Consider the following 25984-nt stretch of genomic DNA (forward strand, 5'->3'; position numbering starts at 1 on the left):
CCTCTGCCATGAAATTCAGCATTTGCTACATAGGTCTTGTCTTGGTTCTGCTTGCTCCGATTGCGCAGGATCAAGCCCGTGCCCAGTTTCTTGGGCAGCAATCACTGTCGCAATCATCGTATGTGATCGATAAGAACGGAAGGCTCTTTACATTCGGCTGGAATGCGTACGGTCAACTCGGCGTCGGTGATCGGACCGATCACTATACACCTGTCGAAGTCCCGATTCCGGCGGGGGCGTCACATTGGACGTTCGTTGCCGGTGGTGCTGAGCATGCACTGGCGCTTGCGGATTCGGACAAGCTCTTCGCATGGGGCAGCAATCGATATGGGCAACTTGGCACCGGCACGCTGGGCGAAGTTGTGATTCCCACTCGCGTGCAAAATCCACCCGGTGTGACCGCATGGAAATGGGTGACGGCCGGGCGCGATCACTCTCTGGCGCTGTCGAGCACAGGTCAACTCTATGCCTGGGGCAATAACGACGATGGACAGCTTGGTACCGGCAATCGGTATCTCTCGAAGACCCCAGTCCCCGTCCTTTCGGAAGGTGTGAATGTATGGACCCAGGTCGCGGCAGGCCCGGGATACACACTTGCGGTTGCGGCAAATGGCCTGATGTTTGGATGGGGGACCGATAGCATGGGGAATTGTCAATCGACCACGCCCAGGCGGGTGTCCAGTACGCTGCACCGTTTTGACTCTCCTTTGCTCGCTCTTAGCGGATCATACGAACGCCAATCCAGCGTGCTTGCCAGCGGACACTATGGAAATGGTGCCGGCGAAGATCCTCTCAATCCTCCGCCTCCGCTTCAACCACAAATAGCGAGCGATGCCGATGGAGGATTTCATTCGCTCATTATCCAGGCAGATGGCATCCTCCGGAGTATTGGCGCTAATGAGCATGGTCAACTTGGCATCGGTGATACGCTGATTCACCTTCGTCCTCACCAAACGCCGATTGGATCGTATGTGACGCAGCCACAGGGTGTTACGCAATTTGTTGCCGTCTCGGCCGGCCTCTATCACTCACTTGCGCTCGGGAATGATGGCAATCTTTATGTTTGGGGCGATAATCGGTTTGGAGAATTGGGCCTCGGTGCCGATAGTTTGCGACGAACATGGCCCGCGCGGCTCATGACAATCGGCGATTCTATTCGCATACGTGCCACTCTCACGAATCCCCTCAGCTATGAGGGAATACCAATTACGGCGACCCTGACGTGTACGAATATCGCAAGCGCCACACCATTGCGACCGACGGGTCTCATCGTTCCATGCACGGATGTTTCTATTCTGGATTCACTGCGGATGAAGGCGCTTGCTCCGGCCCCGCTTCCGCTCGGATTGACTGATACTGCCACCTGGATGTTGAAGGGAGTTCAGCATATCTATACAGGAAGTGAATATTATTTCGTTTACGTGCAGACGTCCGGCTCTGCACCATACTTCCTTGTGAATAACTTCAATGCCTTGCCACCGCCATTTGATGCGACGATCTCCGCTTATGTTGTGGATTCTCTAACCGGCTTGGGCTTGTCAGGTGGTATGTGTGTGGTCCCAGGCTTAGGCGCCTTCCCGCATGACATAGTCCCGATCGACAATAATGCGCGGTTCTCGGCTCATTTCACGGTATATAACCAATTTGGTTATTTAGCTTACATCGCGCGCGAGAATTACCGGTCCACATATTTCAGGATGATCCCCCCAGCGGATGGCGATACGATTCCGACGATCGAGATGGGGCCTGCACCGGTGCAGGGTCTTTTCTCGAACATCTCAGAGATCGACCCCTCCAGCGGCATTACGAAGTTGTACTATCCCGATTCGCTCGTTGGGTTTGCGATCGGAAGGAATATCATCTGGCGGACGACGGACAGCGGCGGACACTGGAATCCAATCTTTGTCGGCCCGAGTGATAAATATCTGAACGATATTCGATTTGCAAATCCTCTTGCAGGCATCGCGGTTGGAGAACTGGGCGAAATACTTGCGACAACAAATGGCGGAAAGACATGGACCGAGGAGAACGCCGGGATAACACAGACGCTCCGTGCCATTGCGTTTTCGCACCGTGATACCGCCTGGGCGATTGGCGACGGTGGCGTTGTGCTCAAGCGCAGTCTCGACTCCAGTGGGCATGCATTCTGGACCGCGCTGCCATCGCTCGGTAATATGACATTGAATGCAATACATTTCTTCGATGCCATGCATGGCGCTATTGTGGGATTCGATTCCTATTTCCTGTACGATGGTTCGGCGTGGCAGTTATACAATCCGCAATTCGTGACCGGCGATCTTCGGGCGGTTTATTACACGTCACCGGATCATCTTTTTGTCGGTGGAGTGCAGGGGATCATCGGGGATGTGTTTGGGACACTGCACACTCCGCAAATGACATTGAGCAAGCAGACCATTACGGGTCTCTATTTCCTCAATACTGACATTGGATTTGCCACTGGCGATAGCGCTCGCAGCTTCGTGACTTATGATGGCGGCCTGACTTGGGCGCCCCTTGAGGAAGTGAGTGGTAACGCCTCGTCGATTTCATTCTATGGCGTGAACGGCCATCTCCTCAATGGCAAGCAGCCTATGAATTTCACGGGCCAGGCAAATCCCATCGCTGGAATCGTGAAAGGACATGTTGTAACACACGACCACCAAACGGGCATCCGCGGTGCGATGGTCATTCGAACGCTCACGCGCTACTCCATTCCTAACTACACTTGGTGGATCGATACCGCATGGACGAACGAGTTGGGGAATTTCGTCTTCGCCGCAATCAAAGATACGGTGCACTACACGTATGTTCTGAACTACACCGATAGTGGCATGGCTAAGACGTTCGTGTGGCAGGATATCAGCGTACATAAGGGCGAGATCGTAACGCTTAGTTTTGCAGACTCAGAAGTTGTGGCTCCGCCACCTCCGCCGCCACCTCCACCGGCAAGTGCGGGACAATTCGATGCCGCGAGTGGGCTCACGCTTTGGGTTGAGGGTGTGGACGAGGGTGCACTTCATGTAGAGTACAATCTGCCGACAGAAGAAACTTCCGAACTCGCTGTCTTCGATCTCATGGGCCGAGAGCTCCAAGTGTTCGAGGGCCTGAGCCGCGGCGCCGGGCGGCATGATGCACTCATGCCGATTTCCGATATGGCCAACGGTGTTTACTATCTGCGGTTGAGGACGCCGACTGGTGTCAAAACGATAGGCTTTACTCTAACAAAATAGCCTCGGCAGAAGATGAATTTTGGCTTCGGAAACCCGAACTAATTCATGGAACTCGGCATTTGAAAAGTCTGAAATTCATAGTACCTTTTGGGTTCGTGTGTTTCGTGGATAGAAGGTATATGCATCTGGTTCGACCGATCGTTTGGCTGCGGCCCTCGTTGAAGCACGCTCTGCGCTGGCTGGCAGTCCTGTCATTCGTGAATCTCACTGCGCACCATTATTTCCGCATTCGCAAGGCCGTTGCTGGCGTAAGCTCGATCGGTAATTTTTCTTTTTTGTTTTCAACTTAGCACATGCGTATTTACATCGGAGGACTCCCGTACCAGACGGACGAAGCACAGCTCACACAAATTTTTGCAGCATACGGCGAGGTGACCAGCGCGAAGGTCATCACCGACCGAGACACCGGCCGCAGCAAGGGTTTTGGTTTTGTTGAAATGAATGATAACGAGGCCGCAAAAAAGGCCATCGAAGAGCTGAACGAAGCCGAACTCGGCGGGCGGCAGATCACCGTCAACGAGGCGCGCCCCATGGAGCAGCGCGATAATCGCGGCGGCGGTGGAGGACGCGGTGGCTTCGGCGGCGGACGCGGTGGCGGCGGCGGACGCGGTGGCGACCGTGGCGGGGATCGCGGCGGAGACCGCGGCGGACGTCGCTGGTAAAACTGCAATCAACTTACGGGCAACGAGTAACGAGTGTTTCCCTCGTTACTCGTTCGCATTTTTAACGATCTATTTTGCTGCGTATCCTCTCGTTGCTCGCTATCCGATCATGATTAAAGATATCCTTGGCGTCACCATCTATGTCGATGACTTTGAGCGTGTGCGCGATTTTTACGCGCATACACTTGGTCTCGAACAATCATCAGACGCGGGCCTGGCGGAGGATGGAGTGTCACCAAACGCCTGCTTCTTTCGTATCGCGGATAATTCGCAAGCTGTGTATCTGGAAGGTGGACACACACGCCGCGACGCCAATCCGGATGAGAACGGACTCTCGTTCATGTTTGTGGTCGATTCGGCACATGCGACACACGCTCGCTTGACGGAGGCAGGCGTGAGATTCATACACGATGCGCCGCAGGATCTTGGTCAGGGTAATTACTGGTTTCGCTTTTACGATCCTGCCGGCAATATCGTCGAGATTGTATCGACCTCGGAGGAGTGATCCATGCAGGGTGGCGAATGGTCACGAAATGATGACATTCGCGATTGCTGCGAAATGATTCGGCGCATTGAGTGCGTTAGAATCCTCGATGAGTACTTCTCTACTTCGAGGAACAGGCATACATGGCCCGCGATGGAACCGCACCACTACATTAGCGGTCGCAAGCCTGCTTCTCGCCGTTGCCGTCTCCTCTTGCCGTGATATTGGCTTCCACGAGTTGGACGTATCCGCCAAGAGCCGTGCTTCGGCTCAGATGGCGCGCGATGTCATGAGCGATTTGCAGCATGGTCTGCATGTATTCTACGAGCAGAAGCACCACTTTCCAGCTACGACGGAAGCTCATCTTTACGACTCCATCCGAAATGACATGAGCCCGGCGCTCGATCCGATTCATCTCTACCGCAATGATAATGGCAAGGGCTATTTCATTGCAGTTGGCTCCCGGGCGGGACGGATCGTGTATCGCTACCCTCCGACGATTGGCGCGGGCGACTACACCCTCTATTGGGTTGGCCCGAATGGCGTTGATGAAGAAGGCGAAGGCGACGATGTCGATGCCTGGCAGGGAGTTGACACGGCACGACATTTCGAGCGGCAGCGACTGGCCGATCTCGAAGCGGACCACGATCCGGAACGGCTTTTGCTGGTGCGAACAGGGCCCGATCTCTTTCGCGATTCGGTCCGGTTCACAATCCTCCGGCACGATACGGTTTTCTATCAGGATGCCTGGCCGCTCACGGCGTATTTTCAGTTGCGGCCAGAACTGACGGACGAGGTCCGTCGGCGAATGGTGCGTGCCGAGCTCGATCAGTTTCTTGCACCGGGCGCGTTCGTACATACGGATTCGCTGGAGAATCGGGGCTGGTCCAAATGGGCCGAGGTGAATCCAAAGTCGGCGGAGCTTGCGGAGCTTCAAAATGCCGACGAATTGATGTTCAACTATTATGCAGGGGACCGGGGATCGAAGGGGATTGCATGGCTGAAGTCGAAGAAGAAATTTGTCGTCGTATGGAAGAATTGAGAACGGAGAATGGAGAGTGGATGATGGATAGCCGAGCGCGTAGAATGAAGAACGGAGACTTCTTCCGCTCAATCTTCAATATTCACTGTCCGCTGTTGCTGGTCGCCTTGTTTCTGACACTTCATATTTTGTCTTTTCCAGTAACGGCTATTGCCCAGCACCCTGAAAAGGGTCCGGGGGCGGGAATCGCCGTGGATTCCTTACACGTCGTTGAGCGAAGTACCGATTCCCTTCTAAAGACGGATTCCGTTCGATTTGCGATCATGGCCCAGGAACAGCGTGAACTCGCAAGCCGCAAGCAAGTGGCTTCACAACGAGAGATCGATCTTACCAATGATGGAAAACCGGAGGTCCTTCGGCTTACAGGCTATCCGGCGAAGGACATCGATCAAACCAAGCTGACTTTTACCATTAAGTCAGGAGGCAAACTCCTCTGGGAAGACCATTGGACCGCAGGTGGATATTTTGACACTATCGATCACCTCACCGATTCTGTTAAGCTTCGGCGTATGCGGCAAATTGTTACGATTGCATTTGCGAACGAGAATTTCTTAGTCATCGACTCGGCGGATTTTGCCGATTTGTTTAAGCATGTGTCACAAGCCGATCTCGATCCGAACTCTGAAGAAGCCCACGAGCTGTTTCGCGAACCGCGTGTCATGTTCAGTGTCTTTCACAGTCGCGATTACTGGTATGGCCTCGTGTGGGACCCGAAGTTGAAGAAATTTCTGAGAGTGTGGCGCAACTAAGGCTGAACATGCTTCTTGTGAGAAGCTCTTAAAGCTTGTTACCTGACACAATCAACGGGGAGCGGAATATAGCTTGAGCGTGTCAAGTCCCTGTTCGATCAGTCGATCGAGTGATGCATCGTAGTTGCGTCCATCATCGTAGAAGAACCCGAGCATGGTGTCGCGTGCGCCACCGATCGAGTCGAGGACATGCGGAAGCAGCGAACGTCCGGGTTCGAACGGAGTGCCGACAGGGCTCGACCGAAGAATCACAAAGTCGATCTTATTTGCTCGCAATTTGCTAACGGCATCCTCCGCAGTGGGTGGAGGCTGGAACATATCGAGTGTGAGAATCTGATGCGTCGTGTCCATGAGTGCGAAATTGAGTCCGGCGACATCGACAAGAATGCGACTCTTCGGTGGTGCCTCTTCCAATAGGCGCCTAATGGCAGCGGATTGATCCCGAACGACCGCTGCGCCAAAGGCCGTAGCGGGAATGGCATGACTTGCCTGCATCCCAATTCCAGCGACGAGCACCGCTATGGCTCCGCTACTTCCGAACCATCGTGCCGTGTGAACTTCCGCGAAAAGCTCCAGCACAATCGCGCCGCATGCAATCACGAGCGGAGTGATATGAAACAAGTAATAGGGGCGGCTCCCCTGAAACAGGCACCAACCGATGATACAAAAAACAGTGGCGAGCATGGCGAAGGTCTGTGCGGGCGCCATCGCGAGTCTCAATTGCCTGCCATGCCGGCGCATTCTCCATTGCCAGACCATGTACGAGATCGCAAGTATGATGGCCACTGCGGCAAGGAGCAGCACACCCGGGGCATCACCGGCGAAAAGATTGTAGCGTTCGATCAGGTTCGAGATCTGGACGTTGCGTGAGAATGGGCGTGCAATTGGAATCTGTTGCAGTACGAATGAGAAGCTTCCCATGCTGCCACCACGCCCGAACAGAGAGAACTCTCCAGCACCGAGCCAATAGGCAAGCGAGAGTGTCGTGGCTGCTGAAAGAACGCCAAGCAGCCATGAGGACAGAATTCGCCGATCCCGCCACAACTTTACGCTCAGGATAAACGCAAGTGTTGCTCCTGCCGGAAGCGTCAGCATGTGCCGCGAAAAAATGAGCAAGCCAATCGCTGTGAAGCCAGTCCAAAATGCGCGGCGAGTGTTCATTTGCGTTTCGGATTGCCGGGCAAGAAAATAAACATAGCCGAGGAGCACGAGGCCCGTCAGGAGATCGTATCGAGCACAATGCGTAGCCCATGCAAAACCCTGGGAGATTGTCAGGAGTGCGACTGCGCAGGCGGCGATGACGGGACGTGTTTCCAGCCGCCGAAGAATCAGGAAAAGACTTAGGATGAGAATCAGTCCCAGAATCGCGGTTACTGTTCTGCCGATGGCAGCAAAGTCGTGGGCCGGGAAAAATACATGGCCGGTGACGCCATAGATCAACGCATTCACCCACATACTGCCTGCGAGCACGCCATCGGTTCTTGTCGCATTGCCGAAGTGCTCCGGATATGCCATCACGCCATGCGCGGCCTGATTGCCGAATTCTCGCATCAGCCACGTTTCGTCCCCGCCCCAGCGGACCGAGTCCGCCACAGGCACAACATACAGCGATCGGAGCTGGAGCACATAAATGGCCAGCGACGCTGCCAGGATCAAGTAGGCAATCGCAGAGTCGCGTTTTGCGCGTCGGATGGAAAGATTCATTCAATGCGAAAATACAACAATCAGTAGTGGATAGTTGACAGTCGATCGTTTAGGGAGGGTAATTCCGAGTGCCTTCATTGTTATCAGGGAACAAGAGACGCTGCGAAGCTCTTAGCCCCGATACCCAATTCTTGACTGCCATCGACCATTATTCTCGATTCCGCGAAGCGAAGTATTTTTCTTCGCTCGATGGGCTACGCGCCATCAGCATTTTAGCAGTCATTTGGTATCATGTTCCGGAGTTGCGTCCGATTTGGAAAACAGGGTTTCTGGGTGTTCACCTCTTCTTTGTCATTAGCGGTTTCCTGATTACGACGCTTCTTCTGCGCGAAAAAGCTCAATACGGCAGAATCTCACTCCGCAATTTCTATTTACGGCGGACGCTCCGGATTTTCCCGGCGTATTATCTTACACTGGGTCTCTTCTTTTTGTTATGCCTGAGCGTGCCGGAATTGCGCCGCGATGGACTCGGGACGTACCTGCATAATTTGCCATCATTTCTGACTTACACTTCAAATTGGTTTGTCAATCCCTGGGGTCCCGGTCGCGTGGTGTTCGTCCCGGCATGGTCGCTTGCGACCGAGGAGCAATTCTATCTATTCTGGCCGTGGATCGTGGCCTTTTCGAAAAAGCCACGGACACCAATTATCATCATGACCGCGCTCATTGTTCTCAACGAGATTATTAAGTGGCGCGTCGGCTATTGGTTCTTCCTTGATGGTTACTCATTCCCGATCACTGCGCTGAATAGTATCTCGCCCGCGATTTGCATGGGATGCCTTCTGGCATTTGCCTTCGATCGTCGGCGCAGCTTTGAAGCTGCCTGGCGCGTGTTCGGTCAACGATGGAGCGCACCCGCGTTCGTTGGCCTCATGCTGCTGGCTTGTTCGATTCCCAACGATAACAACCTGCATGTTTTCCGGATGTTTTACATTACACTTTCGATGGCATTCGCGCTCGCAGCGTGTGTCATTCGGCAGGACCACATGCTAAAACCATTGCTAGCGAATCGACCGATCCGTTATATCGGCTCGATCAGCTACGGCATGTATCTTTATCATGCGTTCGGACTGCACTTCGAGGATCGCTTCCTGGCGTTTACGAAGCCCTGGCCATTACTCGAATTCCTCGCCGCAGCCGGATCGACCGTAATAATCGCCAGTATTAGCTTCTGGACGTACGAGCGATTCTTCCTGAAGTTGAAGGAGCGATTCACGAAGCATCGTGGAACCCAGCAGATCACTCCCGCTGCGGTGGCGATTGAACTTTCGTAGTTATGACCTAAAGGTTTCTACGAGTACCGCGACGATTTCGCATCTGTCGGACTACTCGATGGAGCATCGTATCCATCCTTAGTAGAATCCCCAGGAAAGCTGCGACGAGCGCGATTGTGATATTGAGTTGCGAAGAAGCAAATCCAAACGAGAAATCGATCACGAGCAGGATGACAAGCAGGACCGCCGCAGCGATCATACTGGTCAGACGGAACAGGCGCCAGGTTCGTTCAGCGCCGCGCTCATGAGGAGTTGGAATCACCTCTCTCGAACGCCAGATGCGATATTGTGTTCCTCTTTCTTAATATTCTGCAACTGGCCATCATAGGTCGCGCTGAAGAAATGCGTGCGGCTGCCATCGCGGCGGGCCACGAAAAACAAGTAATCTGTCTGCGCCGGATGGAGTGCAGCATAGATTGCATCGAAGCTTGGGTTGTTGATCGGGCCTGGCGGCAGACCGGTCTTCAAATATGTATTATATGGCGTTGGCTTTAGAATGTCGCGGTGGGTGATTGGTCTGTCGAGCTGCAGGCCATATTGCACGGTCGGGTCCGCCTGTAGCTTCATCCCTATCCGAAAGCGATTTTCATAGACTCCCGCGATAAGGTAACGCTCGGAGTCGTTCTTGGTCTCACCCTCCACGATCGATGCAATCTTCAGTGCGTCGTATGGAGTGAGCCCAAGTTGTGCAGCATTATCAAGTAAGGTGTCGGGTACGGCCTGATGAAAATGTGTGACAAGTGATTGAAGCAGCGTGCGCCCATTGAGTGGATAGTTCCACTTGTAGGTATCGGGATAGAGATAGCCTTCCGCTGTTTTGGCTTGGGCAGGTAGTCCGAGCCAATGAAGGTATGCTGTATCGCCAGCGGCTCGGATGAAATCGACGGTGTTCACTCCAAGACTCGCCGCCGCCGCATCCGCAACGTCCTTCAACCGGAAGCCTTCCGGTATTGAAAGCGCGAAGATGATTTGGTATTTCTGGCCGATGATGTCCTGCAGCAATTGATAATTGCTTAGCCCCCTATGAATCTGGAATGTACCTCCATGAATGCCATGACCCGCGCGCATCAATTTGGCCGCGGCTCGGAATGTGATCTCGGAGCGGATAATACCTTGCGTCTTCAGTGAATCGGCGATTTGCTTCATTGTGGCATTTGGCGGCACGATGAGCATGGTCTCCCGAGGGTGAGTCTCCTTTTCGGCATATTCCACCGGGTTGCGAAGGAAAAAGAGGCCATAGATGGACGTAATAAAGACCAGCGCCGGAATCGTGATCCACCAGAAGAAGCGCTTATGCGAAAGCGCGCGTAATCGATGATAATGGCGCGTCATGCTAAATAGCTTGTTCAAGCCCCGCGCCAAGACCCGATCAATATCGTGAAAGACAGATGAAAACCTGAAAATGGCAACCGTTGCGAAGGGCAAATCCTGCAAACGGCTGCTATTGCCGCGGGGATTCTTCAGAAGGAGACACGGTTGGTGAGTCAGAATTAACATTACAGCCGGTTTTTATGCGGCGGTCAATTTTTCTCGCGTTCGTTCTGCAGTGCTTAGCTTCTCTTGTCGCGGTGAGTGCGATGGCGCAGTGGAGCGTCGTTGCGCCGAATATCGGCGGCCGGTGGGATTATTCTCTTACCGCCGGAGGTATGCTGAAGAGCACCGGCGGCGCCATCTGGGCCGGCAATAAGACACTCAATGTAAGCACCGATCAAGGCCTGACCTGGTCCGGTGCGAATACACCGACATTGACCCCACTGGATGTCCTCGCCGACATTGATTTCTTCGATGCCCGATTTGGAGTGCTTGCGATTTTTGGATATGTCGGAGGTAACGCAAGCGGCCTATATCTTACGACGGACAGGGGCACCTCATGGTCGAAGATCTACACGGGTGGAGTCGTTGCCGTTACATTTGGTTCGACGGCGAACGACATTATCGCAAATAGCTCCGGAGGAATCGTTTACACCCATGATGGCGGCATTACGTGGGGGACATCGCCAATCGGTAGTGTGAATCTGGCGAAGTGGAAAGGGTCGCTTTATACTCTGACGCAAATCGCCAATACCAACAGCGCCTGTCTTTCTGTCTCACATGATGATGGCACGAGCTGGACAAATATGCCGGGAAGTATCGCGCATTGGGATGCGTATTCTCTGGACTTCCTCGATTGTGCGAATCGGGTTGTGCTTCCGGATGAAGAATTCTTTGGGCTCGGGCCGCGATCGAGTATCTTTATGTCGAATGACGGGGGTATTTCATGGAACGCAGCCTTTACCAATACGATGTTCCGTTTCTATATCGCGGGTTCGGTTGCGCATGCTACTCGCGCGATTTATTGTCCAACACTCTTTGATGGTGTGCTCCGGTCGGTCGATTTTGGTGCGACCTGGTCCCTGATTGGCGGTCCCAACTGCGGAGCGGATAGCCGTACTATCGTCGCGCTCGATGATAATACTGTGGTTGCCATGGATAGTGGCGGTTCGATCTGGCGGACGACCAATAGTGGGGGAAGTTGGGTCACTGCGAATCAAGGGACGTGGCAGGCGGACTTCACAGATTCTATGCTGTTCAATAAGGATACACTATCGCATTGTGATAGTGCAGTCGCACGGTCGGATTATATTTTCGCTTCTGCTTGCGACGCATCGAGAATAACCAGTCAGGGGATTACGGGACCTGATGCTCAATATTTTCAGATTCTTTCGGGGCTGCCCTACGCTGTAACCGGAAAAGATTCGATCATCATCTCATTCCATGCCGATTCCGCTCGGGATTACCATGCGACGTTCGTTGCAACAGTCGGAGGCAGGACGATTACAGTCGCCCTGTCGGGGCATGGCCGCAACGAATCCCGGCAACTGTCATTTCAGCCAGGGTCACGCCTGGCATTCGATACGATCAGTCCCTGCTCACCGGCGGAGTGGAAGTCATTTCTAATGCTATCCAAATTCTGTTCGCCGTGGCGGATCGATTCCGCGAGAATCGGCGGCAAGGATGCGGCGTATTTCTCTCTCGGTGAGCTTGACTCTCTTTTGACCGGCCGTGATTCGCTCGCCATCTCGTTTCTGCCTGATACCAGCCGCACATATCACGCGACACTGGAACTGGTACTCGATGATGGTACGCGGAAGACTCTAACACTTTCGGGCGTTGGGCAAATGACTTCGGCAAGGATTTCTTCGCTGCCGGTTTCGCCGTTACTTTTTGATTCCGTCTCAGTGTGCGATGAGCCGTCAACTCGAACGATCACATTGAGCGATTCTGCTTGCCTGAAGCATTCTATTGCTCGCGCGCAGATTGTGGGTGCAGATTCACTGGTGTTCCGGCTTGATTCAGGGTTCGATGCCGGCAGCGGATTTCCTGATTCTGGTGTCGTTGAATTTACCGGCGATAGCCTGCGTGCATATTATGGCACGTTGCGCGTGACGCTTGATGATAGCAGTATATTCGATGTTGAATTAAATGGCAATGGCAAGCCCGTTCAACGCGCGCTTCGGATTGCCGGACTTCCTGTATTTCCCGATTCTCTCTCGCTTTGTGATAGTGAGCGCACGGCGTGGCTGGTGCTCCGCGATAGTTCGTGTACGCCATGGCCAGTTGTGAGCGAGTCGCTTACCGATTCGATTCACTTCCAGATTATCCAACCTCTCAGAGCACAACTCACCGGCCTCGATTCGATCCTCATCTCATTCCATGCGGATACGTTGCTCGATTATCAGACTGTGTTATCCGTCAACCTTGGCGATACTATATTGCGCCTACCAGTTGCCGCGTTCGGCAAGCGAATTCAGCGGCGCCTGAGCTTTGCTCCTTCGACACTCTTCAGCCACGATACGGTCTCGATCTGTGGGCAGCCGGTCACGCAGCAAGTGGCCGTTCGCGATAGCTCGTGCCTTCCCTGGAGCGTGGCAAGCTATTCCTGGAGCGGTGCAGACAGTTCATACTATCACATCGAGTCACTCCTTCCAACGCCGCTCACCGGATTCGATACGTTGACCGTTCGGTTCATGCCCGATGCGGGCAGGGCATATCCGGCTGAGTGTGATATTCAACTTAGCGATGGGACTCGCATCCCGATTCAGTTCGCTGGGGTGGGACGGGGCTATTCAACCGTCTCCCTGGCCAGTGCCGATCTCCGAGCCGATACCATTGGTGCGGATGTCTTTGTGCCGATCGTGCTCAATCATGTTGGCGCATTGCCGGCGATGGACTGTTATCTAACGTATGATACATCGGTGCTGACATTCATGGGCACTGCGTCGCAGCCTGGCCATACGATGTTGTATCAGCAGATTGCGGGGCATCTTCGCGTTACGATTGATTCGACGCGAACCGAGAGCGATAATCTGATCGGATATCTGCGCTTTTCGTACTTCCTCGGCAAAGATTCCTGCACGACAATTTCGCTCGATTCGCTCTCGCTACCACCTGCCGTAACGTGTGTAACGGTACTTGCGGACCAGACCAGCTCCAGGATCTGCGGGCCAATGAATTGCGGCACAATCTTGCTCTCGACGTTTGTGCGGACGGGCGCGATCAACTTTTCGATATCGCCCAATCCCGCGACCGATGTTATTTGGATTTCTACTTCCGAGAATCCGGGGAATTGCCAGATCAGACTCTTTGATAATCTCGGGATCGAGCGACGATCCTTCTCAAGCGAAATCGGGCGTGATAAGCCGCTGCCCGTTTCGCTCGACGGACTTCCTTCCGGCTTGTATCATCTCTCCATTTCGCAAAATGGATTCAGCACGACACGGGCAGTCATTAAGGAATAAAGACTGCGCACATCCGAGACGGTAACCACAGACCGGAATGGCTCGTATCCAGACTGTAATTTGTAACGGCAATGAGAGAAGAGTGCCTGCGATTTGTTTTTTTAGAAAGCTGTTTTTCGCGAATGATGTGTTCGCAGTCTATGTCAATTCATTATCGATGTGAGCACCAGTCTCACCCCCGTTCGATAGAGGTCAGTTTCCCTGATACATCACGAATGCCGGTCCGAGTCCGGGAGCATCAGCAATGATGCAGGATCTGTTGAAGTAGAAGCAACAGCGCATAATCCAGTGTCAGCCTTGGTGGCTGGCGGTTCTGAATTTAATTCGGAGGCTAATGATATGTGCATTTCTACTTACAACCGAACCTTCCCGGACCAGCGCCTTGCCGCCGGGAGCGCAGTCTCGGCCTCAATCCAGAATACTCCTTGCGCCGCTATCGCGGCTAACCCAAAGTGTGTTGATTTCCAAAACGCAGGCGCAAGCCGTGCGGCGTGGTACAAACACGCTCGCACGGCCCGCTTGCCTCATTCACAATAACTAAACCATTACCGTAATGAGACGTAACGATTCACCTGTTTCTAAGCAACTGAATCATGAACAGCGGTTAGCGTCCTGCTTGAGACGCTTAACATCATATGCCGCAATTCTATTGCTGGCGCTGCTGCTCCTGCCGGAGGTCAGCCTGGCACAGTGCCCTGGCTCCACGGGGCCAGCTCCCGACCCGGCATTAGGCTGCGGCTGGATTTCCGCTACTTCCTACCAGAAAATGGGCTCCACCAATTGTTGGGCGACCGTCCATTTTTGTTGGCGGAACTGCCCTGGCTGGGGTCTCGAAGTATGGGTTTATCAAGTCGATCCAGACGCAACCAACGACTGCAATGATCTCAGTCCAGTCCAACTGATTTGGTATGCAAAGGACGCTGCCGATTTAGCGGCGCTTGGCGCCAACGGTTCAACTCCGCCATGCGATCCACCCACTCTGCAAATTACATCGTACATTCCCGGCTGCTGGAAAGCGACAAACGTATCCTCGCAGGGGCGGAGTTATGTTATCTGTGACGCATTGGCGGGTTGTTATTGTCAAAAGTCCTGTCAGGTGTGCTGGAATGGAGGTTGGGTCTTCTCGAACTGTGCTAGCGTCGGACCAACGGGGTGTGCCTGCGTGGACTCGCCGGCACCAGAAGTCGCCTCCGCATGGATACTCGAAACATGCTACTCCGTACCATGTCAACCATAGAGCGATGAAAAAGCAACTTACCAGTTCGCTTCTATTAACGATGCTCGCGTGCCTGACGATTTCGTCAGGCACACGGGCACAATTTCATTGGCACATCACTCGTTCCGGATTTGATGGGCGCTATTTTAGTCTGTTTTACCCCATCGCAAGTGCAGGAGAGGTTGTGACAGCCACTTGCCAAAAGACGGATACCTCCTTAAGGACTGTCAATAGAAATCGAATAGTCTTTTTGCGAAGCACTGACGCGGGCGAGACATGGATGGAACAAGACCCAGGGTTGCCGCACCACAAAGGAGACTTTCCTCTTCTGATTCAAGCGTTGCAACAAATTGATTCGCTCAATGCGGTTGCAGTCGGCGACACTGGGATAATCGTCAGGACGACCGACGGAGGCAGCACATGGATTCGTCAGGATTTGCATACCCTGGATCGAATTTCTGCCGTCCATTTCTCTGATCCCGCAACAGGCATCGCCATTACTTCTCGAATCGACCCACACGATTCGATGAGTTCAGTAAGTGACATCTATACGACCCACAATGGCGGCAAGGAATGGGATAAAGCGCCTGTTTCTACTTGGCTATGGTCTGTAACATGCCACTCCGATGGAGGCAATGTGTTTAGAGTGATTCCTTACGGAGGATATGGGCCGATCTATCGAACAACCGACAATTGGAATTCCTACGACACGACAGCGTTCGTCTTGCCGTGGGCTGATCGAGACCATCTTCTTACGGGTTTTCGGTTTCGAGGCTCTGATACTATTGTCGGATATGGCGTGCAAGGGCCGATTCAGGGTTATTTAAGGCCCATCGATGTCAGGCTATCGCTGAACGGTGGAACAACCTGGAATTCAACCGTAGGTATGCCAGATACGAACCTGTCCAACTCGTACAGTATGTCTCAGCTCGATCGCGATTTTGTATTTCTCGGTGCGATGATTCCTTCCAACGAAATGAAGATAGGAGTAAGCACCGATCATGGCGTTTCTTGGCGGCTCGATACGATTGCAATGGATACCAACTTTCTGACTACAGAGATCCTTGATGTAACCACAACACCCGCAGGTCATGCCATTGCCATTTTCCGAGGAGGTATCTCTCATGGAGGCGGTCAGACGATTCAGGACCAGTTCGTCCTCGTCCGAGGCGATCCGCCAAAGGCGCGAGTCGAGACCTTCGAGCGGATTGTCAACAAGGCGGCTGTCTATCCAAATCCTGCCTTCGATGCCGTAACAATCGCATCCCTCGCTATTCACAGTCCCGTTCGCATCCTCGATGTGATGGGCCGCGAAGTATTGCACGGGTTCGTACCCGCCGCTGGGGAACTCAGGCTCGATGTTTCCCAACTACCACGTGGGATGTACCAGGTGATGATCGAGCGTGATGGACAGATGATCCCGGTGGGGAAGCTCGCGCTGGTGGGGAAATAACGACGCGGAAATCGCGCTACTACTCCTCGTGGATTCGTACCAAAAACTTGCTTTAACGTCCAAATATGTGGAGGACCGAATTGATGCGGAAATGCGAAGTTTGCTTCGTTCTTTGTACCTTGTGGGCAGCGTTCGTGCTGCCCGCAAGGGCACAATTTATCTGCCACGTAACGCATGGCAAATATATCAAATCGGTCGTTTATTATAACTTTGCGTCGCTACGGTGCGATGGCAACACTGGCATCGTAGGTGCGCGCACAATTCCGGATACAGGAAGCGGTTTTGGCCGTATTGTTTTTCTTCGGTCTCACGATGGTGGACACACCTGGAGCGTGCAGGATCCAGACCTGCCATATTCCAAAGGTGGTGCCATAGTCGGCATCGACCTGATCGATTCCTCGAATATCGTCGCCTATGGCACCACCGATCCCGGAGATACTCCGTATGCTCTGCTCGTCCGGACCAGCAACGGTGGGACAACATGGCAACAGGAGACGGTGCCCACAGCATACAGTATCAATGACGTGAGCTTTTCCAACTCTCAGGATGGAATCCTCGCCAGCAGTGGCACGTACATTACATCGGATGGTGGAGCCCGCTGGGACTCGGTTCAGTTTTCAAGCGGAGGGATTGAAAGCTGCCATGCATACGGGAATGGAATGTATCGAGGTTTCAGATTCACGACCGGCGAATTATATACGACACGTGATAGGGGACGCACGTTCGATTCGACCGGCCCGATTGTTACCGATCCCGCCCGAAGAACTTTGTATTATTATGAGTTCTGTGCATTCGGCGCGGGCGATACCATGCTGGCATACGGCTGGCATCGGCTGACTCCTTCCAGCGATTTTCCTTGCATCGCGCGGACAATAGATGGCGGCAAACACTGGTTCTCCGTGTTCGATGATACCACGCACTCAACAGGATACGTCTCAGCTCTTTCAGACTTCCATCGAGACAAGCTTGTTGCAGGTGTCGCCGGCTGGGAAAATTTGGCGCTCTCGAGCACTGACAATGGTTCGACGTGGCATGTTGATACACTCATGTCCAGCGATACCGAATTCGATTGCTTCCGAAGCGATGGCATTGGTCTCAATTCTGATGGCGAGTTAGTTGCAGCCTACGATCATGACATTCTCTATCACCCCGCTGTGAACTCCCTCATTATTGGAAGGCCTGTTACGTCAGGCGTTCAAGCGGGCGATGGCGGGAGTCCAAATCTGGGCATCGTTCCTAACCCGACAACATCGTCGATAACAATACAAGGCGCCCCGTTCGGCCGCACCGTGCATGTTCTCGATTTTCTAGGCCGCGAAGTATCAGTCGGCTCAGTCCCGGCGAGCGGTCGGCTCACGTTGGACCTTCGCTCGCTGCCAAGCGGGGTGTATTATGTGAGCGATGGCCTCTCTCAAATGAAATTCGTTAAGGAATAGATCATGCAACAACGTATCGTACTGTTGGCCCTGTGCGCCATGCTGGCTGGTTTCGCATCGCCCACGCGGGCACAATTTATCTGCCATGTCGCGGATGGGTTCATCGGTCAGGATAGCCAAAGTTCTTACTGGTATACCGCTCTCTCCTGCAAGGGGAATAACGTTGTGGTGGCTGCGGATGTAATTGGGAATATCGGTTTGGACACCGGATACTACCTTGCGTTTCTATTTTCGACGGATGGTGGCAAGTCATGGCGAGTTGAGCGTCAGGGCCTACCAGTCCCGACATGGGACCATGCCCCGAACGTATCCACCATCGAGCGGATCGACTCGCTGAATATGCTCGCATTTGGCGATTCGGATCTCCTGGTACGAACGACGGATGCCGGTGCGACCTGGCAAGTACTTGTAAGTCCGACAAAGCATATTTTGGAGGGCATGAGCTTTTCCGATGCATCGCATGGGATGCTCCTCGCGGCGGATACTGTACAGGGCACGTACGTCACTTCCGATGGCGGCGTCAGTTGGAGTCCGGTCGCCTTCACGCGGATCTATGGGTGGCGAGGCCATGATTATGGAAACGGGAGGTACGCGATTTTTGCGTACGGATCTGGCGTCCTGTATACGACGAAAGACAACTGGAACACCGTTGATTCGAGCGGACCCATTGTCACCGATAGCAGCCGGACGCGTGAATATGTATTTGGGAATTGCAGCTTTGGCGCTGGAGATACGATGCTTGCGTATGGCAGCCGCTATTGTTCACTCGGACGGTACCCGTGTATTGCTCGGACAACGGACGGTGGCAAGCAATGGACTATGGTGCACGATGACACAAGTTCCATTTGGTATTCCGGATTGGTCTATTACTTCTCTGACATAGATCGGGACACAATTCTTGCCGGATGGAGCTATAACCCGGGCAAGGTGATGTGGAGCACAAACCGTGGCGCAACATGGAAACCTGATACTTTGATTGTTGATAATTCTGGTTTTTCCGGGTATCGGAATGTCGGGATTGGACTCAATGCAGAGGGGAAACTTCTCAGCGCCTATCTAGATCAGTATTCATCATGGTTAATCGTTGGCCAGCGAGCGAATGCAAGCGTGAATACGGGTCTGGTCGGGGACGCCGAGGTGGCACTCTATCCAAATCCTGCTGCGACAATGATAACGCTAACGGGCTCAATTCTCGGCGGGAGACTGCATCTGCTGGATATTCTTGGCCGCGAGGTTATGAGCCGCTCGATTCCGATGGACGGCACGATCACGCTGGATGTCGCGCAGCTTCCACGTGGAATGTACGAGGTGATGATCGAGCGTGACGGACAGATGATCCCGGTGGGGAAAGTCGCGCTGGTGGGGAAATAACCACACCCTGCCGACGCCTTGAAAAGGCGGGGGTATATTACTCTTCGTGGATTCCCGCCAGACGTTTGAGGGCGTGGATTTCACTGTTGGTGAGCGCGCGGGTCTCGCCCCGGCCCATGCCACGGTGGGTGAGTCCGGCGAACCGGATGCGGTCGAGTTTCTCGACTTCGTAGCCCAGCACCTCGAAGAGTCGTCGAATCTCGCGGTTCTTGCCTTCGCGCAGGATTAGCATAACATCTTTCGGCTCACGGGAATCGAGATTGACGTCAGCCGCACCGGTCACGTCGCCATCGCCGATCGCGATGCCACCTTCAGAAATCTTCTTGGCGTCCGCAAGTTGAAGTGGCTTATCGAGTGTGACGTGATACTCGCGCTCAATTTCATGCGATGGATGCGTGAGCTTGTTCGTCAACTCGCCATCGTTTGTCAGCAATAACACACCGGTGGTGTTGCGGTCTAAGCGTCCGACGGGATAGACGCGCTCGGTCGTGTTTACATAATCGAGGACGGTCGTGCGGTCCTTCTCATCGCTCGTGGTTGCGATGGTATCTTTCGGCTTATTCAGTAGAAGATAGACGAAGCGGGGCCGAATGGAGATCGGCTCACCGTTGACGGTGATGAGATCGCTGTATGCCTTGACCTTGGTGCCAAGCTCGGTGACAACCTTGCCATTGATCGTGACGACTCCGCTGGTGATCATTTCATCGGCCTTGCGCCGCGACGCAATACCGGCGGCAGCAATAAACTTATTGAGGCGCACATCACCGCTGCCAGTGCCTTCGAGCGTGGCCCGTGGCGGAGTCTGTTTCTGCTTGGGTGCCGACTTGGTTGTGGGCAATGTCAAACGCTTTATAGGACGACCCGGAAGCTTGGAAGCACCACCTGCGGAACGGGTCGGTCTTGCGCGTTCTGGCCGGCCAAAACTACCAGTTGCTCGTCTGCGCTCGACTGGCTCGCCGGCGCGCATAGCGCTCGATCGCGTAGGTGAGTTCAATCGAATCTGTGGGCGAGCCGGTGATCCGGGACGCATCGGTGAACCTGAGCGAGCGGGTGAGCTCGAACGCATCGGCGGGCGCGAGCCGGAAGATGAGGGGAGCTTGATAACGCGTCTCTCGCCGGCTGGTCGTAAAGATATGGCAGGTTGGTCAGATTGTGCGATCAACGCTGGCCTTGTAGCGACTACCGGAGTTGGAAGGTCGATGACCTTCTTCGCACGGATCACCGGCGCTTCGAAAGGAGCAGCCTCGTGAAGTCGTGGCGTGGCTTTGATAACGGCCGCCGGAGTCTCGACGAGTGGTACACTCTTGCGCGGTGCACTGCTGCGAGGCGTAGTGGATCGGATGCGGGGGGCTGCCGATTTTGGCGCAGAGGATCGCGCCGCACCCGTGCGTGGCGTGGCAGAACGCGGCGAGGCTGTACGCGGGCGCGCGGTTGCCGATCGTGGCGATGCGGCCCGTGGTGTTGCAGCAGCTCGTGGCGTAGCCGTAGCGCGTGGTGCGCTCTTGCGGACTGCGGTGGTGCGCGTCGCTGAGGCGCTTGCAGTTTTCTTGCGAGGAGCGGATGCATGCGGGGGAGCTGCGCTGGATGCGCTCTTGCGGGACGCGCTCTTGCGGGACGCGCTCTTGCGGGGTGCGCCAGTCGCGGCGGACTTACGGATACTCGGCTTCGCAGAAGTGCTGCGTGGCTTCTTACTCGGTAATTTCGGCATCAGTTTCGTTTGTGATCTCTTCGAGTCCATCGAAGTCGATGGTATCATCGTCGATGGTCTCTTCGCCGATGGCATCATCGCCAATGGCTTCGTCCTCGATTTCATCGTGCTCGATGGCGGCGAGATCCAGCGCGATGCCGATCTCTTCCGTTATCGCGCTCATGTCTTCATCCGGCATAAACGCGACCTCGCGTTCGGAGAGCTCTCGCGCAACCGCGATTGCTTCGTCCACAGTAATATCGCCTTCGGCGGTGACGAACTCGGTCGCGGCTTCTTCGAGTGTCGTTGCCTTGACCGATTCTTCCCGCATCATCTCTTCGATCTCTCGCGGACGCGGCAAATCGCTCAAAGTATGCAATCCAAAGTGCCGCAAAAAATCGACCGTCGTGCCATAGAGCAATGGTCGGCCAACAGCTTCCGCGCGACCGGTGATCGTCACCAGGTTCTTTTCGAGTAGCGACTTCAGGACTTCGTCGCAGTTCACACCGCGAATGTTCTCGATGTCGCCCTTCGAAACCGGTTGCTTATAGGCGACGATAGCGAGTGTTTCGAGCGCGGCGGAGGAAAGGCGGCGGCGTGACTTTTCCTTGAAGAGGCGAGCAACGTATTCGCTATAATCCGGACGCGTTGCGAATTGATACCCAAGCGCGATCTCTACGATGCGGAAAGCGCGGCCGCTGGCGTCGTACTGCTCGTTGAGCAGCCCGACTGCCTCGTGCAGAACCGGCAACTCGATGAGCTGCTTCTTTCGGCGCTTGCGCTCGGGCGCACGTTCAGGGGCTCGCTCGGGGGCGAGTTCCGAAGGTCCCGCGGCAACGGGCGTGTCTTCATTGACAGAAGACGCCGCCAATGCTGGCTCCGGCACAGTGGAGAAATCCTCAGCGACATCAGAGGGGATTGCCTCTGGAGTCAACGGAAGTTCAGGCTCAGCGCGTAGTATTTCTTCGCCCAGGATGATGGCGCGCAGATCGTCGGCTGAAAGCGGCTCATCGCTCGCAAACAGCAAGGCTTCGACAACCGGGGCCAGCGATTCGGCCGATTGATAATCGAGTCGCATACTATAATTCGAGTGTCAGTGCGAGAAAGGCGAAGCCCGACGAAGCAATCCATTTGGGTTGGGCCAGTGTGGCCCGAGATTGCCTCGCTCCACTTCGTTTGGCTCGCAATGACGTACTCAAGAGTTAGGGTTTAAATAGAATAATGTCGTCAAACACATCGTGCTGCCGGATCGCAATTTCACGCGTGCGGACAAGATCGAGTATCGAAACGAACGTCACTGCGATCCAAAGCCGCGCAGCCGGCGTGAATTCCTCTGTGTTGCTTTCGGGCAGCACGGTCAAAAACAATTCGCTGAAACTGAGTTCGCCACGCGCGGCAAGGCTGGCAAGGATCAATTCCGATTGCTCCTCGACGGTCAGCGGCACCATCTCGACATCATGCGTCCGCTTGATGCGCGGCGCGCGTTCCATGGCGCGGCGCAATGCCGTCATCAGATGGAAGATCGTCACATTCTTGAGCAGATTCTCTTCCTCGGCCGGTGCCGTCCGATCGTCACGCTCGAAATACTGCCGGAAATGGACTTTGCGCTGCTCCTCGCTCATGGTCGATAGCTCCTCGGCCATCTCCTTGAAGCGGCGGTATTCGATGAGGCGGCGGACTAGGTCGGTCCGTGGATCGTCTTCCTCCGCGCCATCGACGCGCTCCTCGCGCGGCAGCAGCATCCGGGCTTTGATCTGGCAAAGCTCGGCGGCCATCACGATAAACTCGCCGGCGACCTCCAGATCAAGGGCGGTCATGAGTTTCAGATAACTCAGAAACTCCTCGGTAATCCGGGTAATCGGGATATTATGGATGTCCAGTTCGTCCCGCTTGATGAAAAACAGGAGCAGGTCGAGCGGCCCCTCGAACTCGTGCAGCCGTACCTTATATGGCCCAGTTATGCCATAGGGCGCTGGGGGAGCGATTCGGGTCGGGGCTAAGGCTTCGGATTCCATGGTCACCCCCTCTAAGCGCGAAGAGGGCGAATTAGATTCAGGAATATTGCGAACATGAAAGTTTTTGTCCGAAGGATGCTCTGGAGCCTGCATTTATGGTGTCTCTGACACAATTGTTGTATTTTTGCAAGTTCGTTGACGCCCCCTGGGCTCGCGCAACACTCTTTCTTTTGACAAATCGTATGACTGCTCTTCGCCCGCCACAGATTCCCCTTCGAGATTTCTTCCGGAATCCGGAGAAAACCGCCTATAAGATTTCGCCCGACGGCCGCTATGTCTCGCACATGGAGCCGTATGAGCGACGGCTGAATGTGTTCGTGGAGCCACGCGAGGCTGCAGGAACTGGCAGCACGGCGCTCCGCGTCACGAACGAGACCGGACGCGACATCGGTGGACACTGGTGGAAGAATAACCACCGCATCGTCTATATGCGCGATTTCGGCGGCGATGAGAATTTCCATTTGTTTGCGGTCGATCGCGATGGCTCGAACCAGCGCGATCTTACGCCGTATGAAGGCGTGAAAGTGGAAGTGCTCGATGAGTTGGAGGAGATCGAGAATGAAATCCTGATCGGCATGAACCGCCGCGATCCCGCCGCGTTCGATGTGTTCCGTTTGAACATCGAGACCGGCGAGACGCAACTTATCGCGCAGAATCCGGGCCCGATCACCCGCTGGCTGACCGATCACGAAGGCAAAGTCCGCATTGCGATGGCGACCGATGGCGTGAACAATACGCTGCTGTACCGCGACCGTGAGGACCAGCCATTCCACGAAGTGCTTACGACGCATTTTAAGGAATCGCTCGAGCCGATGTTCTTTACATTCGACAACAAGAACCTCTATGCGCTCAGCAACATCGGCCGCGACCGGCTGGCTGTTGTCACGTTCGATCTCGCGGCGGGCCGCGAAATCGAAGTGCTCTACGAGCATCCCGAAGTCGACACCGATGGCATCGGCTATTCCAAAAAGCGCAAGGTCCCGACTGCGATCACGTTCACGACCTGGAAGCAGGAGTTGCACCATCTCGATGAAGAGACGCGCCGCCTCTACGACCAACTCTTGAAGCGGTTGCCGAACTACGAGATCGTCATCACCGATCAGACCAAAGACGAGAAGACATTTATTGTCCGCAGCTATAGCGACCGCTCGCTCGGCGCGTATTACCTCTATGATTTCGAGCATGACGATCTCCGGTTGCTCGCCGAGATTAGTCCATGGCTGAAAGAAGCGGACCTCGCGCCGATGAAGCCGATCACGTATCAATCGCGCGATGGCCTGACCATTCACGGGTATCTCACGCTGCCGGTGGGTTCGGATGGTAAGGACTTGCCGGTCATCGTCAATCCACATGGCGGACCGTGGGCGCGCGATCGATGGATGTATAATCCCGAAGTCCAGTTTCTGGCCAACCGAGGCTACGCGGTGTTCCAAACGAACTTTCGCGGCTCGACCGGGTATGGCCGCAAGTTTTGGGAGGCATCGTTCAAGCAGTGGGGCCGCAAGATGCAGGACGATATCAGCGATGGCGTGCTATGGCTGATCAAGGAGGGCATTGCTGACCCCAAACGCATCGCGATCTATGGCGGCAGCTATGGCGGCTACGCCACGCTTGCCGGCGTGACGTTCTCACCGGAGCTTTACGCGTGCGCAGTCGATTACGTTGGCGTCTCGAATCTCTTCACGTTCATGCTGACGATCCCGCCGTATTGGAAGCCGTATCTCGAAACGATGTACGAGATGGTCGGGCATCCCGAGAACGACAAAGCAATGCTCGAAGCCGCGAGTCCGGTGTTCCATGTCGATAAGATTCGCGCGCCACTCATGGTCATTCAGGGTGCCAAGGACCCGCGCGTAAACATTAAAGAGGCGGAGCAGGTCGTCGAGGCGCTCCGATCGCGCGGTATCGATGTGCCGTATATCGTCAAAGAGAACGAGGGCCACGGCTTCCGCAATGAGGAGAACCGCTTCGAAGTCTACGAAGCGATGGAAGCATTCTTCGCGAAGCATTTGGGGAAGTAGGTGAAGACATTCGACGAAATTCGGTCGGATCTCGCTGAGGGACGAATTGAGCTAACCGTTCACTCTCTCAAGCGAATTGTTCAAAGAAATATCTCCCGACGTGAAATCGTTGAAGCCGCATCCAAGTCAAAAATTATCGAGGACTATCCCGAAGACAAGTATTATCCGAGTTGTCTGATCCTCGGTTTTGCGCGAAGCGGTCGGCCGCTGCATTTACATGTGTCCCGTGTGCCCGGACCAGACACCAGGCTCATCACGATTTATGAACCAAACCCGGAGGAATGGGTTGATAACTTCAGTAATCGGAAGTAGCTATGTTTATCTGTCATGTCTGTGGCTCGCATGAAGCCGACAAAAAATTTGTAAGTGAATCCTTCGGGATCCGCGGCGAGACCGTACTCGTCGAACAAATTCCGGCTACCGTCTGTCGTCAGTGCGGCGAAATAATTTTCGACCTTGATACCGCCGAGCATGTCCGCGAGATGCTAAACGATCATGCTGTCCCTTCCCGCCGAATCTCAATTCCGGTGTACGAGTATGCGTGAGTGAACAGAGTGTAGTTCGATCGCGCGGCATCGATGTGCCGTATATCGTCAAAGAGAACGAGGGCCACGGCTTCCGCAATGAGGAGAACCGCTTCGAAGTCTACGAAGCGATGGAAGCATTCTTCGCGAAGCATTTGGGGAAGTAGGAATTCTCGCTCGGTGCAAGATCGCTCACTGTACACAACCGTAGGGACGTGCCGCGCACGTCCTGTCTCGGACTACGACAAACCTTCAGGTAATGCCAACGGTCAGTACGTGCGAACCACGTCCCTACAAACGGCGGATCAACCGTAGGGACGTGCCGCGCACGTCCTGTC

21 protein-coding genes are annotated in these 25984 nt (G+C 54.4%); 15 read left to right on the forward strand and 6 right to left on the reverse strand.

Annotated features, from left to right (window positions below):
• The first annotated feature begins 8 nt into the window (after nt 1–8).
• From Q8902_04630 to Q8902_04650, 5 genes are all read left to right on the forward strand, one after another.
• Nucleotides 9–3230 (forward strand): hypothetical protein, encoded by a 3222-nt coding sequence (locus Q8902_04630; GenBank protein MDP4198839.1) that lies wholly within the window; start codon nt 9–11, stop codon nt 3228–3230.
• A gap of 293 nt (nt 3231–3523) precedes the next feature.
• Nucleotides 3524–3892 carry an RNA-binding protein gene (locus tag Q8902_04635; protein ID MDP4198840.1) on the forward strand — a complete coding sequence of 123 codons (369 nt, stop codon included), beginning with the start codon at nt 3524–3526 and terminating at the stop codon, nt 3890–3892.
• Nucleotides 3893–4001: 109 nt separating this feature from the next.
• Entirely contained in the window at nt 4002–4397 is a 396-nt protein-coding gene (locus Q8902_04640) for a VOC family protein (protein ID MDP4198841.1), read from the forward strand.
• A gap of 88 nt (nt 4398–4485) precedes the next feature.
• Complete coding sequence (locus tag Q8902_04645) at nt 4486–5418, forward strand: hypothetical protein (protein ID MDP4198842.1); 933 nt, start codon at nt 4486–4488, stop codon at nt 5416–5418.
• A gap of 44 nt (nt 5419–5462) precedes the next feature.
• Entirely contained in the window at nt 5463–6167 is a 705-nt protein-coding gene (locus Q8902_04650; GenBank protein ID MDP4198843.1) for a hypothetical protein, read from the forward strand.
• 51 nt (nt 6168–6218) lie between these two features.
• Here Q8902_04650 and Q8902_04655 read toward each other — a convergent pair whose 3' ends face one another.
• Nucleotides 6219–7871 carry a hypothetical protein gene (locus Q8902_04655; protein MDP4198844.1) on the reverse strand — a complete coding sequence of 551 codons (1653 nt, stop codon included), beginning with the start codon at nt 7869–7871 and terminating at the stop codon, nt 6219–6221.
• 131 nt (nt 7872–8002) lie between these two features.
• Here Q8902_04655 and Q8902_04660 point away from each other — a divergent pair, with 131 nt between their 5' ends.
• Nucleotides 8003–9145: an acyltransferase gene (locus Q8902_04660; GenBank protein MDP4198845.1), complete on the forward strand. Its 1143-nt coding sequence runs from the start codon at nt 8003–8005 to the stop codon at nt 9143–9145.
• Between the two features lie 7 nt (nt 9146–9152).
• On the opposite strand, the gene Q8902_04665 is transcribed toward Q8902_04660, so the two are convergent.
• Both Q8902_04665 and mltG read right to left on the reverse strand, forming a co-directional pair.
• Entirely contained in the window at nt 9153–9407 is a 255-nt protein-coding gene (locus Q8902_04665) for a hypothetical protein (protein ID MDP4198846.1), read from the reverse strand.
• Nucleotides 9404–10477 (reverse strand): endolytic transglycosylase MltG, encoded by a 1074-nt coding sequence (gene mltG / locus Q8902_04670; protein ID MDP4198847.1) that lies wholly within the window; start codon nt 10475–10477, stop codon nt 9404–9406. The genes Q8902_04665 and mltG overlap by 4 nt, the downstream gene beginning before the upstream one ends.
• A 179-nt stretch (nt 10478–10656) precedes the next feature.
• Here mltG and Q8902_04675 point away from each other — a divergent pair, with 179 nt between their 5' ends.
• The 5 genes from Q8902_04675 (at nt 10657) to Q8902_04695 (ending at nt 19399) form a co-directional block, all read left to right on the forward strand.
• Entirely contained in the window at nt 10657–13923 is a 3267-nt protein-coding gene (locus Q8902_04675) for a T9SS type A sorting domain-containing protein (GenBank protein MDP4198848.1), read from the forward strand.
• A 616-nt stretch (nt 13924–14539) separates the two neighbouring features.
• Nucleotides 14540–15160 (forward strand): hypothetical protein, encoded by a 621-nt coding sequence (locus tag Q8902_04680; protein MDP4198849.1) that lies wholly within the window; start codon nt 14540–14542, stop codon nt 15158–15160.
• 4 nt (nt 15161–15164) lie between these two features.
• Nucleotides 15165–16592, forward strand: coding sequence for a T9SS type A sorting domain-containing protein (locus Q8902_04685; GenBank protein MDP4198850.1), 1428 nt, complete (start codon nt 15165–15167; stop codon nt 16590–16592).
• Between the two features lie 119 nt (nt 16593–16711).
• Complete coding sequence (locus tag Q8902_04690; GenBank protein ID MDP4198851.1) at nt 16712–18028, forward strand: T9SS type A sorting domain-containing protein; 1317 nt, start codon at nt 16712–16714, stop codon at nt 18026–18028.
• 3 nt (nt 18029–18031) lie between these two features.
• The gene (locus Q8902_04695) at nt 18032–19399 is read left to right on the forward strand and encodes a T9SS type A sorting domain-containing protein (GenBank protein MDP4198852.1); all 1368 of its coding nucleotides are present in this window, start codon (nt 18032–18034) and stop codon (nt 19397–19399) included.
• Nucleotides 19400–19436: 37 nt separating this feature from the next.
• On the opposite strand, the gene Q8902_04700 is transcribed toward Q8902_04695, so the two are convergent.
• The 3 genes from Q8902_04700 to Q8902_04710 form a co-directional block, all read right to left on the reverse strand.
• Nucleotides 19437–21107 carry a pseudouridine synthase gene (locus tag Q8902_04700; protein MDP4198853.1) on the reverse strand — a complete coding sequence of 557 codons (1671 nt, stop codon included), beginning with the start codon at nt 21105–21107 and terminating at the stop codon, nt 19437–19439.
• Complete coding sequence (gene scpB / locus Q8902_04705; protein MDP4198854.1) at nt 21088–22164, reverse strand: SMC-Scp complex subunit ScpB; 1077 nt, start codon at nt 22162–22164, stop codon at nt 21088–21090. The genes Q8902_04700 and scpB overlap by 20 nt, the downstream gene beginning before the upstream one ends.
• A gap of 124 nt (nt 22165–22288) precedes the next feature.
• Entirely contained in the window at nt 22289–23101 is an 813-nt protein-coding gene (locus Q8902_04710) for a segregation/condensation protein A (protein ID MDP4198855.1), read from the reverse strand.
• Between the two features lie 182 nt (nt 23102–23283).
• Between Q8902_04710 and Q8902_04715 the strand changes: the two genes are divergently transcribed.
• The 4 genes from Q8902_04715 to Q8902_04730 are packed head-to-tail and all read left to right on the forward strand — an operon-like array spanning nt 23284 to nt 25813.
• A complete protein-coding gene (locus Q8902_04715; protein MDP4198856.1) occupies nt 23284–25122 on the forward strand; it encodes a S9 family peptidase in 1839 nt (612 codons plus the stop codon).
• Nucleotides 25123–25434, forward strand: a complete 312-nt coding sequence (locus Q8902_04720) for a DUF4258 domain-containing protein (GenBank protein ID MDP4198857.1) — start codon at nt 25123–25125, stop codon at nt 25432–25434. It begins immediately after the preceding gene.
• A gap of 2 nt (nt 25435–25436) precedes the next feature.
• Entirely contained in the window at nt 25437–25667 is a 231-nt protein-coding gene (locus Q8902_04725) for a YgiT-type zinc finger protein (GenBank protein MDP4198858.1), read from the forward strand.
• Nucleotides 25664–25813, forward strand: a complete 150-nt coding sequence (locus Q8902_04730) for a prolyl oligopeptidase family serine peptidase (protein ID MDP4198859.1) — start codon at nt 25664–25666, stop codon at nt 25811–25813. The genes Q8902_04725 and Q8902_04730 overlap by 4 nt, the downstream gene beginning before the upstream one ends.
• Nucleotides 25814–25984 lie beyond the last annotated feature (171 nt).

The sequence above is a fragment of the Bacteroidota bacterium genome (assembly GCA_030706745.1).
Taxonomy (GTDB): Bacteria; Bacteroidota; Ignavibacteria; order Palsa-1295; family Palsa-1295; genus PALSA-1295.

Coding starts and splice junctions, on each gene's coding strand:
- Q8902_04675 (MDP4198848.1), top strand. CDS start 10,657: ATGCGGCGGTCAATTTTTCTCGCGTTCGTTCTGCAGTGCTTAGCTTCT.
- mltG (MDP4198847.1), bottom strand. CDS start 10,477: ATGACGCGCCATTATCATCGATTACGCGCGCTTTCGCATAAGCGCTTC.
- Q8902_04635 (MDP4198840.1), top strand. CDS start 3,524: ATGCGTATTTACATCGGAGGACTCCCGTACCAGACGGACGAAGCACAG.
- Q8902_04650 (MDP4198843.1), top strand. CDS start 5,463: ATGAAGAACGGAGACTTCTTCCGCTCAATCTTCAATATTCACTGTCCG.
- Q8902_04685 (MDP4198850.1), top strand. CDS start 15,165: ATGAAAAAGCAACTTACCAGTTCGCTTCTATTAACGATGCTCGCGTGC.
- scpB (MDP4198854.1), bottom strand. CDS start 22,164: ATGCGACTCGATTATCAATCGGCCGAATCGCTGGCCCCGGTTGTCGAA.
- Q8902_04710 (MDP4198855.1), bottom strand. CDS start 23,101: ATGGAATCCGAAGCCTTAGCCCCGACCCGAATCGCTCCCCCAGCGCCC.
- Q8902_04640 (MDP4198841.1), top strand. CDS start 4,002: ATGATTAAAGATATCCTTGGCGTCACCATCTATGTCGATGACTTTGAG.
- Q8902_04725 (MDP4198858.1), top strand. CDS start 25,437: ATGTTTATCTGTCATGTCTGTGGCTCGCATGAAGCCGACAAAAAATTT.
- Q8902_04695 (MDP4198852.1), top strand. CDS start 18,032: ATGCAACAACGTATCGTACTGTTGGCCCTGTGCGCCATGCTGGCTGGT.
- Q8902_04715 (MDP4198856.1), top strand. CDS start 23,284: ATGACTGCTCTTCGCCCGCCACAGATTCCCCTTCGAGATTTCTTCCGG.
- Q8902_04630 (MDP4198839.1), top strand. CDS start 9: ATGAAATTCAGCATTTGCTACATAGGTCTTGTCTTGGTTCTGCTTGCT.
- Q8902_04700 (MDP4198853.1), bottom strand. CDS start 21,107: ATGCCGAAATTACCGAGTAAGAAGCCACGCAGCACTTCTGCGAAGCCG.
- Q8902_04645 (MDP4198842.1), top strand. CDS start 4,486: ATGAGTACTTCTCTACTTCGAGGAACAGGCATACATGGCCCGCGATGG.
- Q8902_04655 (MDP4198844.1), bottom strand. CDS start 7,871: ATGAATCTTTCCATCCGACGCGCAAAACGCGACTCTGCGATTGCCTAC.